We start from the raw sequence: 12,217 nt of genomic DNA on the forward strand, positions 1-12,217 counted from the left end.
GCCGAGTTGACTTCCAGCCACCTCGGCCGCAACGTCGCGGCCTCGTCAGGGAGGCAACCCCACATGAACGCAGTGACGCGTCGCGTCGTCATAGGCACGGCCGCGGTTTCCATGGCCCTCTCCCTTGCCGCCTGTGGCAAGGCCGGCGACAACGGCTCCGGCGGCTCGGCCGGCGGTGACAGCAAGACGATCGGTCTGCTCCTGCCGGAGAACAAGACCACGCGCTACGAGACCTTCGACCGCCCGATCATCGAGGCGAAGATCAAGGCCCTGTGCTCCGACTGCGAGGTCAAGTACAACAACGCCGCGCAGGACACCGAGACGCAGAAGAAGCAGTTCGACGCGCTCGTCACCCAGGGCGTGAAGGTCATCATCCTGGACTCGGTCGACTACAAGGCCACCAAGTCCTGGGTCCAGCAGGCCGAGGCCAAGGGCGTCAAGGTCGTCGCGTACGACCGCCTGGCCGAGGGCCCGATCTCCGCCTACGTCTCCTACGACAACGAGAAGATCGGCCGCCTGCAGGGCGAGGCCCTGGTGAAGGCCCTCGGTGCCGGCGCCAAGTCCGCCAACGTTGTCATGATCAACGGCTCGCCGACGGACCCGAACGCCCCGCTGTTCAAGAAGGGCGCCCACAGCGTCATCGACAGCGCAGTGAAGAAGGTCGTCTACGAGCAGGACATCCCGGACTGGTCCCCGGACGAGGCCAACAAGAAGATGGGCGCCGCCATCGACTCGCTGGGCAAGACCGGCTTCCAGGGCGTCTACTCCGCCAACGACGGCATGGCCGGCGGCATCATCACCGCCCTCAACAAGCAGGCCGTCAAGGTCCCGGTCGGCGGCCAGGACGCCGAACTCGCCGGTCTGCAGCGCATCCTGAAGGGCGACCAGGCCTTCACGATCTACAAGCAGATCAAGCCCGAGGCCGAGACCACCGCCGAGATCGCCGTCAAGCTCCTCAAGGGCGAGAAGATCGACGACCTCACCCCGGTCCAGGTCGACAGCCTCACCGGTGAGTTCAAGGGCATCCCGGCGAAGCTGTACGACGCGCAGGTCGTGACCAAGGACAACATCGCCTCCACGATCATCGCGGACAACGTCTACAAGGCGGCCGACATCTGCACCGCCGAGTACAAGGCGGCCTGCGACGCCGCGGGCATCAAGTAGCCCGCCGGGCCCGGCTCGCCCCGCCCCGCCCCCCACGCAGAAACGGTCCGGCGCACCCGCCCCGACATCCACGCCCCGCAAGCGGGGGCGGGGCGCCGGACTCCCCTCAGTCTTTTTGCACCACATCCCCGCCGGTCAGGCGGCGAAGGAGATGATTCACGTGTCCGCTGCGCCCGTGCTGGCGTTGCGCGGGGTCTCCAAGCGGTTCGGCGCCGTCCAGGTGCTCACCGATGTCGATCTGGAGATCCACGCCGGAGAGGTCGTCGCCCTGGTGGGCGACAACGGCGCCGGCAAGTCCACCCTCGTCAAGACCATCTCGGGCGTCCACCCGATCGACGAGGGCACCATCGAGTGGGACGGCCGCCCCGTCCAGATCACCAAGCCCCACGACTCCCAGAACCTCGGGGTCGCGACCGTCTACCAGGACCTCGCGCTCTGCGACAACCTCGACGTCGTCGCCAACCTCTTCCTCGGCAGCGAGCTGAGCTCCGGCTCCGTGCTCGACGAGATCGCCATGGAGAAGCGCGCCCGCGAGCTCCTGGACACCCTGTCCATCCGGATCCCGTCGGTCCGTATCCCCGTCGCCGCCCTCTCCGGCGGCCAGCGCCAGGTCGTGGCCATCGCCCGCGCCCTGATCGGCGACCCCAAGATCGTCATCCTGGACGAGCCCACCGCCGCCCTCGGCGTCGAGCAGACCGCCCAGGTCCTCGACCTGGTGGAGCGGCTGCGCGAGCGCGGCCACGGCGTCATCCTCATCAGCCACAACATGGCCGACGTGCGCGCCGTCGCCGACAAGGTCGCCGTGCTCCGGCTCGGCCGCAACAACGGCGTCTTCGACGTCGCCGACACCACCCACGAGACGATCATCGCCGCCATCACCGGTGCCACGGACAACGCCGTGACCCGCCGGCAGGCCCGTACGGCCGCGAACGCCGAGAAGGGTGCCGCGAAGTGAGCGACCTCGCCAAGACCCCCGAGACCACCGAGACCCCCGAGACCACCGAGGCCCCCGCGACCGCCGAGGTGACCGCGACCGCCGAGGTGACCGAGGTCTCCGCCGCGCCGGTCCCGGCCGTCGACCCCCGCCTCCTCGTCCGCGAGGAGGGCCTCAAGGGCTACCTGACCGAGTTCTCCCGCAAGATCCGCGGCGGCGAGCTCGGCTCCCTCCCGGTGATCCTCGGCCTGATCGTCATCGCGATCGTCTTCCAGCTCCAGAACAGCAACTTCCTGTCCGCGAGCTCGGTCGCCAACGTCGCCGTCTACGCCTCCGGCCTCGGCATCATGGCCGTCGGCATCGTCTTCGTGCTCGTCCTCGGCGAGATCGACCTCTCCATGGGCTCGGTCGCCGGCGTCGGCGCGGCCGTCTGGGCCGGCCTCCAGGTCAGCCACGGCATGAACGAGTGGCTGTCCATCGTGCTCGCGGTGCTCACCGGCACCGTCATCGGCGCGCTGCACGGCTTCTTCTTCGCCAAGATCGGCGTCCCCGCCTTCGTGGTCACCCTGGCCGGCTTCCTCGGCTGGATGGGCCTCCAGGAATGGCTGATGGGCGGCGAGGGCTCCATCAACACGCCGTCCGGCAGCGTGGTGGAGAACCTCACCAACTACTTCTTCGCCGACAAGATCGCCGCGTACGGCCTCGCCCTGCTCGCCGTCGCCGCCTACGTGCTCTCGCAGCTCCGCGACAGCAGCCGCCGCAAGACCGCCCAGCTCCCGGCCCGCCCGATGAGCGAGATCCTGCTGCGCACCGGTGTCGTCGCCGTCCTGGTCTTCGTCGTCGCGTACGTGATGAACGAGCCCGCCGGCGCCCGCGGCCTGCCGCTGGCCCTGGTTCTCTTCCTGGCCGTCCTGGTGATCGCCGACTTCGTCGCCCGCCGCACCCTCTTCGGCCGCAAGGTCTTCGCGGTCGGCGGCAACGCCGAGGCGGCGCGCCGCGCCGGCATCAACGTGGACCGGATCCGGATCGCCGTCTTCGCGATCTCCGGCACCCTCGCCGCGTTCGGCGGCCTGTTCATCGCGAGCCTCTCCGGCGGCGCGACCAAGAGCCTCGGCGGCGGCAACACGCTGATGCTGGTCATCGCCGCGGCCGTGATCGGCGGCACCAGCCTCTTCGGCGGCCGGGGCAAGGTCTGGTCCGCACTGCTCGGCATGATCGTGATCCAGTCGATCCAGCAGGGTCTGAACATGATCGGCATGTCCAACGCGATCCAGAACATGATCACCGGCGCGGTGCTGCTCGCCGCCGTCGTGATCGACTCGGTCTCCCGCCGCACGCAGAAGACCGCGGGCCGCGCGTGACACCGGTCACCACCGCGTAACCCGGACCCCGTACAGTCCGCCCGGCGCCGAGAACCGGCGCCGGGCACTGCTGCGTCCGGAGCAGTGCGGCGACCGCACGGATCATCGGTGTGTCGGCCATCCGGGTGGCGGTGAAGCCACCGGCCCGATGCCCACGATCCAAGACGGAACATTAGACTCGACAAATCGGCAAGCTCGACCAGTTCAAAGCAAGGAGGCACGGGTGGCTCTGCTGACCCGTATCAGGGGACCGCGAGATCTGGACCGGCTCTCCTCGGAACAGCTGGACCAGCTGGCCGAAGAGATCAGGACTTTCCTCGTGGACGCCGTCTCCAAGACCGGCGGGCACCTCGGTCCCAATCTCGGCGTGGTCGAGCTGACCATCGCCCTGCACCGCGTCTTCGACTCGCCCAAGGACAAGGTCCTCTGGGACACCGGCCACCAGAGTTACGTCCACAAGCTGCTCACGGGCCGCCAGGACTTCTCCAGGCTCAAGATGAAGGGCGGTCTGTCCGGCTACCCGTCGCAGGCCGAGTCCGAGCACGACGTCATCGAGAACTCGCACGCCTCGACCGTCCTCGGCTGGGCCGACGGCCTCGCCAAGGCCAACCAGGTCCTGAAGAGGGACGACCACGTCGTCGCCGTCATCGGCGACGGCGCGCTGACCGGCGGCATGGCCTGGGAGGCGCTCAACAACATCGCCGACGCCAAGGACCGTCAGGTCGTCATCGTCGTCAACGACAACGAGCGTTCCTACGCGCCCACCATCGGCGGCCTCGCCAACCACCTGGCCACCCTGCGCACCACCGACGGCTACGAGCGCTTCCTCGCCCGCGGCAAGGACATCCTGGAGCGCACGCCCGTCGTCGGGAAGCCGCTCTACGAGACGCTGCACGGCGCCAAGAAGGGCCTGAAGGACTTCATCGCCCCGCAGGGCATGTTCGAGGACCTCGGCCTGAAGTACGTCGGCCCCATCGACGGCCACGACATCGAGGCCCTGGAGTCGGCGCTCACCCGCGCCAAGCGCTTCGGCGGCCCGGTCATCGTGCACTGCCTCACCGAGAAGGGCCGCGGCTACCAGCCCGCGCTCCAGGACGAGGCCGACCGCTTCCACGCCGTCGGCAAGATCCACCCCGACACCGGTCTGCCGATCGCCTCCTCCGGCGCCGACTGGACCAGCGTCTTCGGCGAGGAGATGGTCGCGCTCGGCAAGGAGCGCGAGGACATCGTCGCCATCACGGCGGCCATGCTCCAGCCGGTCGGGCTCGACCGCTTCGCCAAGGCCTTCCCCGAGCGCGTGTTCGACGTCGGCATCGCCGAGCAGCACGGCGCGGTCTCCGCGGCCGGCCTCGCCACCGGCGGCCTGCACCCGGTCTTCGCCGTCTACGCGACCTTCCTCAACCGCGCCTTCGACCAGGTCCTGATGGACGTGGCCCTGCACAAGTGCGGTGTCACCTTCGTCCTGGACCGGGCCGGCGTCACCGGCACCGACGGCGCCTCGCACAACGGCATGTGGGACATGTCGATCCTCCAGGTCGTGCCCGGCCTGCGGCTCGCCGCGCCGCGCGACGCCGACCAGGTCCGCGCCCAGCTGCGCGAGGCCGTCGAGGTCACCGACGCGCCCACCGTGGTCCGCTTCTCCAAGGGCGCGGTCGGCCCCGCCGTACCCGCCCTGCGCCGGGTCGGCGGCATGGACGTGCTGCGCGAGGCCGGCAGCGACACTCCCGACGTGCTGCTCGTCTCGGTCGGTGCGCTCGCGCCGATGTGCCTGGAGATCGCCGACCTGCTCGACAAGCAGGGCATCTCCACCACCGTCGTCGACCCGCGCTGGGTCAAGCCCGTCGACGAGGCCCTCGCCCCGCTCGCCGAGGGCCACCGCGTGGTCGTCACCGTCGAGGACAACAGCCGCGTCGGCGGCGTCGGCTCCGCCGTCGCCCAGGCCCTGCGCGACGCGGGCGTGGACGTGCCGCTGCGCGACTTCGGCATCCCGCCGCGCTTCCTCGACCACGCCTCGCGCGGTGAGGTGCTCGCCGAGATCGGCCTGACCGCACCGGACATCGCGCGCCAGGTCACCGGCCTGGTCTCGCGGCTCGACGGCAGGTTCGAGACCAGCGCCAAGGCCGTGGAGCCCGCGCGGGACTGACGCCCGCTCCCCTCACCGAGTGTCACCTTTGGGCCGGTCGGCTCACCCCTTGGGGTGCCGACCGGCCCTTCCGCGTGCATCCTGGCCTGAGAGCGGGCAGCCCCAGGGCGAGCCAGGGAGGTAGGACCGTGAGCACGGACCAGCAATCCACGCGGAACTCCGGCCTGTTCCGGACCAAGTCGGTCGAACAGTCGATCCGCGACACCGAAGAACCCGAGCACGCGCTCAAGAAGTCCCTCTCCGCCTGGGACCTCACCGTGTTCGGCGTCGGCGTCATCATCGGCACGGGCATCTTCGTCCTCACCGGCAAGGTCGCCAAGGAGAACGCGGGCCCCGCCACCGCCCTCGCCTTCGTGGCCGCCGGCATCGTCTGCGCGCTGGCCGCCCTGTGCTACGCGGAGTTCGCGTCCACGGTGCCGGTCGCCGGATCGGCGTACACCTTCGCGTACGCCTCCATCGGCGAACTGCCCGCCTGGATCATCGGCTGGGACCTCGTCCTGGAGTTCGCGCTCGGCACCGCCGTCGTCGCCGTCGGCTGGTCCGGCTACGTCCGCTCACTCATGGACAACATCGGCTGGCATCTGCCGGCCGCGCTCGAAGGGCCCGACGTGCCCGGCGGCACCTTCGACATCCTGGCGTTCCTGCTGGTCCTGGTGCTGACCGCGATCCTCGTCGTCGGCATGAAGCTCTCGGCGCGGATCACCGCCGTCGTCGTCGCCATCAAGGTGACCGTGGTGATGATCGTGATCATCGCGGGTCTGTTCTTCATCGTCGGCGACAACTACCACCCGTTCATCCCGCCGGCCGTCAGTCCGCCGGGCGGTGTCTCGGGCTGGAACGAGCCGATGCTCGGGCTGATCTTCGGCTACACGCCGACCAACTTCGGCGTCATGGGCATCTTCACCGCCGCCTCCGTCGTCTTCTTCGCCTTCATCGGCTTCGACGTGGTCGCCACCGCCGCCGAGGAGACCAGGCTCCCGCAGCGCGACATGCCCCGCGGCATCCTCGGCTCGCTGTTCATCTGCACGGTGCTCTACGTGGCGGTCGCCCTGGTCGTCACCGGAATGGAGCACTACACCAAACTCTCCGTCAGCGCCCCGCTCGCCGACGCCTTCAAGGCCGTCGGCCACCCCTTCTACGCGGGCGTCATCAGCTTCGGTGCCGCCATCGGCCTGACCACCGTCTGCCTCATCCTGCTGCTCGGCCAGACCCGCGTGTTCTTCGCGATGAGCCGCGACGGGCTGCTGCCCCGCTTCTTCTCCGTCACGCACCCGCGCTTCAGGACCCCGTACCGGCCGACCATCCTGCTCGGCGGGCTCATCGCGATCATCGCCGGGTTCACCAGCATCAACGAGCTCGCGACCCTGGTGAACATCGGCACCCTGTTCGCCTTCGTCATGGTCGCGATCGGTGTCATCATCCTCCGCCGCACCCGCCCCGACCTGCACCGGGCCTTCCGCACTCCCTGGGTGCCGGTCATCCCGATCCTCTCCGTCGCCGCCTCCCTCTGGCTGATGCTCAACCTGCCGGGCGAGACGTGGTTCCGGTTCGCGGTCTGGATGGTGATCGGCCTCGCCGTCTACTTCCTGTACGGACGCAGGAACAGCCGGCTGGGCAAGCTGGGGCAGGACGCGAAGTACTAGTCCGGGTCCCGGGGAAGAGCTCGGGGCCCCACGCAGGCGGCGCCCGTCTCCGCCACCCTCCGCCGCAGCTCCCGGTCGGCCGTGACCACCAGGCACGGCCGGCCGGCCGCGGTCCGGGCGAGCTCCACGATCAGGTCGTCCCCGCTGGCGGGCGCCTCCTCGATCCTCACCCCCGGCACCGGGGCGACACCCCGGGCCCGGCCCTCGACGACGAGCACGATCTCGTACGGGCCGGGGTACGGGCCCTCGGCCGGCCCGCCGTGCTCGGCGAGCCGGTCCCGCAGCCGCTCGGCGGCGCCGCGCCGGTCCTTCCACCATCCGTCGGGGACGGACCCGACCACATTGGCGCCGTCGACGATGAGCAGGGGGAGTGTCATGCCCTGAGGATGTCAGCTGATCAGCCGCCGGTCGCCGGGGACTTCTTCGCCGACGCCGGGATGTCGCTGTCCTCGCGGATCGCCGTCCACAGCTGCGTGGCGTTCGGCTCGTACGCGACGACCCGGTTCGGGTCCTTCTTGTCGTAGGCGACCGGCAGCATGATCGTCTCCATGTTCGCCGGGTCGATGCCGTTGAGGCTGCGGCCGTAGTCCGCGAGCGACTTGAGCGAGGCCAGCTCGGAGTCGGTGGTGAGCGCCTTGGTCGCCGAGTCGGCGATCTCGTACGTCTTGGTGGGGCTGCCGAGCAGGTCCTGCTTCTTCACCTCGGTGAGCAGCGCGGTGAGGAACTTCTGCTGGTTGCCGATGCGGCCCAGGTCGCTGCCGTCACCGACGGCGTACCGGGTGCGCACGAAGGCGAGCGACTGCGTGCCGTCCAGGCGCTGCGGACCGGCGGCGAGGTCGAGACCGGTGTGCTTGTCCTTGATGGGCTTGTCGACGTCGACGGTCACTCCGCCGATCGCGTCGACGAGGTCCTTGAACCCGGCGAAGTCGATCTCCATGTAGTGGTCGAGCCGCACGCCGGACATCTTCTCGACGGTCTTCACCACACACGCCGGACCGAAGCCCGAGTACACCGAGTTGAACATGACCCGCTTCGCCTCGGGAGCCGTCCCGCCGCCGCGCCGCGTGCACTCCGGCCGCGTCACCAGCGTGTCCCGCGGAATGCTGACCGCCGTGGCCCTCTGCCGTCCCTCGGGCACGTGCACCACGAGCGCCGTGTCCGAGCGCGCTCCGCTCACCGCTGCCCCGTCGAGCGCCGCGTTCGCCCCGGCCCGCGAGTCCGAGCCGAGCACCAGCAGGTTCTGCCCGGAAGTCGGCAGCTTCGGCGGCCGGTTGTCGCCGAGCTCCTTGGTGATGTCGACGGCCTTGATGTTGCCGTCGATGCTCGAGTACATCCAGTACACGGTCCCGCCGGCGGCGAGGAGGAGCACGAGCAGGGTCAGCAGGATGATGCGGCCGGTCCTGCGCTTGCGGGGGCGTCCCTTGGCGGCTCCCCGGCGCGCGGCACGCGACTCCGGCGGTATGACGTCGTGGCTCATCCTGCTCAAGTCCCTTGGTCTCGTGGCCCGCAGAGGGCGGGATTCGGGGCGGGGACTCGGGTGGGGCCGGTCCACTCTATGGGGGGCAGGGTCTGCACTATAGATGGATTTTCGAATCCCGTATAATTGCTCGCGCAATCCAGTGGTTTCGGCATCCGAACGTCACGCCTGAGCCGTGACCCAGTACCGGCACAATTCCGAGGGAGCGCCGCCCCAGAGGCGTACGGAATTCCGGGGAAGGACGGCCTCAGCTCATGCCGGTCAGATCCAAGCGCGCAGCCGGCGGTCCGGCGGGCTCTGTGTCCGCTCCACAGCAGGACCGCCCCGGGCACTTCCGGGCCGCCGAGTCGACCGCCACCGGCCGCTGGCTCGTCCTCGGCAAGGACGGCCGGCTCACCGCGTACGCGCTCGGCGTCGAGGGCGTGCTGCGCTGGACCGAGGCGCGTCCCGGCGGCCCCGAGTGGACCGGTCCCGAGCTCCTCCCCGTACCCGGCCTGACCGACCTTTCCCTCGCTCAGGGCGACCACGGCTTCGTGCACTTCGTCGGCCGCCGGGTCCGTCAGGACGGGACCGGACAGACGGGGCAGGTCGTGGACGTGGTGTGTGCCACCCAGTTCCAGACGGGCCGGCCGCTCACCGAATGGAGGTCCCTGGGCAATCCGGACAAGGACTCCGACAAGGCGGCCGGACTGGGCGCGCCGACGCTCGCCGTGACCGGCACCGGCCTCGTCCACGCCCTCGTGCGCAACGGAGCCGGCAGCCTGTTCCTCCGCGCCGAGGGCCGCGGCGGCAAGTGGGAGGGCTGGAAGGACCTGAAGCTGCGCCGCACCCAGGACGGCGCCGCCGCGGTGACCACCGCGTCCGGCCGCACCGAATTGCTCGTCCCGGGCGCGGGCCTGACCCACCGTCTGGTGCGGGACGCCTCCGACGGCGCCTACCGGCAGGACCACGACATCCCCTTCGCCCACCGCCCCGGCACCGCCACCGCGCTGGAGACGGCGCAGGACCGGGTCACGTACTACTGGACCGACGAGTCCATGGGCGGCCTCGTCGCCTACCGCCCCGGCATGTGGTCCATCCCGCTCGGCGGCGCCGCCCCGACGGGCCCGGTGTCGCTGCTCCGCACCCTGCTCGACGGCTACGACTGCACGGTCCTCGTGCACCGCGCCCCCGACGGCCAGGTCATGCTTACCGCCTGCGCCACGGAGAACGAGGCGGGCGGCGTGTGGTGGTCGCCGACTGGCGACCGGTGCCTGGGCACCCCGGCCCTCGCCCACGACGCCTACGGGCGCGTGGTCCTGGCGCTGATCGGCCCCGACGGGGCGCTGCACGTCTCCCGCCAGTCAGGCGGTCCGAGCCTGGTGATGGAGCCCTCGGTCCGCGTCTGACGCCCACGTGGAGGGACGGACCGAGGGCCCCCGGGCTCAGGCCGGCTTGATGGCGATCGAGAGCAGATTGCTGTCGGTGTAGTACGGGTGGTACGTCACGGAGCGGCCGTCCATCGTCGTGATCGTGTTCTTCGGGTACACGTACACCGGCTTGCGCTTGAGCACGTCGTCGCGGAAGCGGCCGAGCCGGAGCTTGTGGGTCTGCCCGTCGGCGGTCAGATGCCCGGGGATGGCCAGGCTGAGGTCCCAGCCGCTGTCGACGCCGACCATCCGGTCCGCGTACTGGTGCAGGTCGAGCGTGAAGCCGGTCTGCCCGGGCGCGAACGCGCAGGGCACGGTGAAGAAAGCGTCCTTGTTCTTCCGGCTCTGCGCGATGATCTGGGCGCCCTGTCCGGCGAGATCGACCTCCGGACCGGCCGTCGGCGACGGGACCACCCCGAACGGGTAGAGCTGCACGAACAGGTGCGGGCCGTTCATCTCGACGGACAGCACCTCGGCGTGCGCGGCGAGCTCGCGCGAGGCGATCCGGAGGTAGCCGCCGTCCTCCGAGCGCACGAAGGTCCGGAAGCGCACCGGGCCGTGCTCCTCCGGCGCGGAGATGAGCGCGTTGGCGGTCTGCTGGAGCTCCTTGATCCGGATCCGGCGCAGCACGCCGTCGTCCTCGCGGCGCAGCAGCACGTTCCAGGCGCCGGTGGCGAGCCGGATCCGGGCCGGGACGGTCGCGTACAGATGCCCGTTCGCGGTCTGCTCCACGGGCCCGACCATCATCGCCTGCCGGCCGTCCGCAGCGTTGACGCACAGGACCGAGAAGCGGCCGCCGGGCGCGCTGGCCGGGTCGAGGACGAACTCCAGGTCTCCGGCGGCGGTGGCCCGGCACAGCGCCTCCGGCCGGAAGTCGCGGCCTGCGGCGAGCTGGTGGAGGAACACCTCGTAGGTCTCGGCCTGCGCCTCGCTGCTGTACGCGCGGGCCTTCTCCAGGGCGCCCGCGCCGAGCCGTACGCGCAGCTCGGCGTCGCTCATCAGCAGGTCGAGGTTCTTGGCGAACGCGTCCACGTCACCGACGGGGGAGAGCACGCCGTCGATGCCGTCGGAGACGATCTCCGAGGGGCCGTGCGGGCCGGCCGTGCTGAGTACAGGGACCCCGCAGGTCATGGCCTCCACGATGGTGAGGCCGAAGGTCTCGTCCGTGGACGTCGAGGTGTGCAGGGCGGCCTTGGCCAGCTCCTCGCGCAGATGCTGGGTGTGGCCCATCAGCTGGATGCGCTCGTTGGCGCCGAGCGTGTCGATGAGCTTGCGCAGGTTGCCCCGCTCCGCGCCGTTGCCGTAGATCCGCAGCGTCCAGTCGGGGTGCCGGGTACCGAGCTGCGCGAAGGCATTGATCAGCAGGTCGAAGCGCTTCCAGTCGACGAAGCGGCCCGACGCGGTGACGATCCGCGAGTTGCCCACGTCCGCGCGCATGAAGGTGCTGGTGACGGCGTTCGGGATGGCATGGAAGACGGTGCCGACCGCGCCGTAGGCGTCCCGGTGAGTCTGGGCGTCCCGGGCGGTGACCGTGACGAAGGCGTCGAGGTTCGGGATCGCGGCGTCCAGCATCTTCCGGGACGCGGCGGTCTGGTGGTGGTAGTGCGTGTGGGCCTGGCCCAGGGTGACGTACCGTCCAGTGCCCGACGCGGCGAGCAGCGCGATCGTGTTGGGCGCGGTGGCGATGACCACGTCGGCGTCGGTGCCCCGCAGATGCGCGGCGGCGCGCTCGTCGAGCAGCTTGCTGTAGCGGTTCTTGTCGTCGGCCTTGAACCCGGTGCAGACCTCGGAAGGGACCTCGTGCAGCGGGTCCTTCAGATCCGCCGACCCGCTCCTGGTGTCCACCAGCGTGCGCAGCCGGACGTCCGGCGCGAAGCTCAGCGGCGGCCGGTCGTGGTACTGGAAGCAGCTCACCAGCTGGACGTCGTGCCCTCGGGCGGCGAGCGCGTTGGCGAGCGTCTGGGTGGCGACGGACGTACCGGCCTGACCGTAGGCGCTGTACATCAGGAAGTCGATCTTCACGAGGTCTCCGGGGTGGTGGGCCGGGGAAGAACGGCCCGGGTCCCGGGCCGGGGGCGGAAAATGC

General features: G+C 70.3%; 9 protein-coding genes. 6 read left to right on the top strand and 3 right to left on the bottom strand.

Features of this window, described 5'->3' with window-relative positions; all coding sequences use genetic code 11:
- Window positions 1–63 precede the first annotated feature (63 nt).
- From ACIRSU_RS30890 to ACIRSU_RS30910, 5 genes are all read left to right on the top strand, one after another.
- Window positions 64–1,164, top strand: coding sequence for a substrate-binding domain-containing protein (locus ACIRSU_RS30890; protein ID WP_403799078.1), 1,101 nt, complete (start codon window positions 64–66; stop codon window positions 1,162–1,164).
- Window positions 1,165–1,315: 151 nt separating this feature from the next.
- Complete coding sequence (locus ACIRSU_RS30895; protein WP_403799081.1) at window positions 1,316–2,119, top strand: ATP-binding cassette domain-containing protein; 804 nt, start codon at window positions 1,316–1,318, stop codon at window positions 2,117–2,119.
- Window positions 2,116–3,459 (top strand): sugar ABC transporter permease, encoded by a 1,344-nt coding sequence (locus tag ACIRSU_RS30900; RefSeq protein WP_403799083.1) that lies wholly within the window; start codon window positions 2,116–2,118, stop codon window positions 3,457–3,459. The genes ACIRSU_RS30895 and ACIRSU_RS30900 overlap by 4 nt, the downstream gene beginning before the upstream one ends.
- Window positions 3,460–3,682: 223 nt before the next feature.
- Complete coding sequence (gene dxs / locus ACIRSU_RS30905; protein WP_403799086.1) at window positions 3,683–5,602, top strand: 1-deoxy-D-xylulose-5-phosphate synthase; 1,920 nt, start codon at window positions 3,683–3,685, stop codon at window positions 5,600–5,602.
- A gap of 128 nt (window positions 5,603–5,730) precedes the next feature.
- On the top strand, window positions 5,731–7,245 hold the full coding sequence (locus ACIRSU_RS30910) for an amino acid permease (protein WP_403799089.1): 1,515 nt from the start codon (window positions 5,731–5,733) through the stop codon (window positions 7,243–7,245).
- On the opposite strand, the gene ACIRSU_RS30915 is transcribed toward ACIRSU_RS30910, so the two are convergent.
- Together ACIRSU_RS30915 and ACIRSU_RS30920 are read right to left on the bottom strand one after the other, a co-directional pair.
- Window positions 7,242–7,622, bottom strand: a complete 381-nt coding sequence (locus ACIRSU_RS30915; RefSeq protein WP_403799091.1) for an NTP pyrophosphohydrolase — start codon at window positions 7,620–7,622, stop codon at window positions 7,242–7,244. The genes ACIRSU_RS30910 and ACIRSU_RS30915 overlap by 4 nt on opposite strands.
- A 20-nt stretch (window positions 7,623–7,642) precedes the next feature.
- Window positions 7,643–8,722: an LCP family protein gene (locus tag ACIRSU_RS30920; RefSeq protein ID WP_403799092.1), complete on the bottom strand. Its 1,080-nt coding sequence runs from the start codon at window positions 8,720–8,722 to the stop codon at window positions 7,643–7,645.
- Window positions 8,723–8,976: 254 nt separating this feature from the next.
- On the opposite strand from ACIRSU_RS30920, the gene ACIRSU_RS30925 reads away from it, so the two are divergent.
- Window positions 8,977–10,110 carry a hypothetical protein gene (locus ACIRSU_RS30925; protein WP_403799094.1) on the top strand — a complete coding sequence of 378 codons (1,134 nt, stop codon included), beginning with the start codon at window positions 8,977–8,979 and terminating at the stop codon, window positions 10,108–10,110.
- A gap of 36 nt (window positions 10,111–10,146) precedes the next feature.
- Here the strand turns inward: ACIRSU_RS30925 and ACIRSU_RS30930 are convergent, their stop codons facing one another.
- The gene (locus ACIRSU_RS30930) at window positions 10,147–12,153 is read right to left on the bottom strand and encodes a glycosyltransferase (RefSeq protein ID WP_403799096.1); all 2,007 of its coding nucleotides are present in this window, start codon (window positions 12,151–12,153) and stop codon (window positions 10,147–10,149) included.
- Between the last annotated feature and the right edge of the window lie 64 nt (window positions 12,154–12,217).

Source organism: Streptomyces sp. NPDC101160 (assembly GCF_044768205.1).
Lineage (GTDB): Bacteria > Actinomycetota > Actinomycetes > Streptomycetales > Streptomycetaceae > Streptomyces.